Source organism: Salmonella sp. SAL4457 (assembly GCF_046548235.1).
GTDB lineage: Bacteria > Pseudomonadota > Gammaproteobacteria > Enterobacterales > Enterobacteriaceae > Salmonella > Salmonella enterica.
Map to the genome: position 1 here is coordinate 1 of NZ_JBGDZO010001336.1, position 236 is coordinate 236.

Here is a 236-nt window from a genome sequence, read left to right on the forward strand (position 1 = left end):
GAAATACGCCGTGGTCGCGGACAAGCGGCATGCCTGGCAACTGCTCAGCACGCTGCCGCTGCGGCAGTGGAACCGCACCACCTACCGCCGGTTGAAGCGCTTCCTTCTCCATCACTAGAGCTGAGTCCGTCACCGCGAAGATTCGTCGTGCATGGGCTATACCTCCCCGATACACCTTGGTTTCGAATCGCCGCCCGACAACGGGTAGGCCGGCCGCTTGACGCCCGCGGCCGTTC

Annotated in this window: 1 pseudogene; it reads left to right on the plus strand. The window is 64.0% G+C overall.

The features are described 5' to 3' along the window. A pseudogene (locus tag ACLJNW_RS28525) lies at positions 1 to 118 on the plus strand (glycosyltransferase family 2 protein); the annotation flags it as partial. Positions 119 to 236 lie beyond the last annotated feature (118 nt).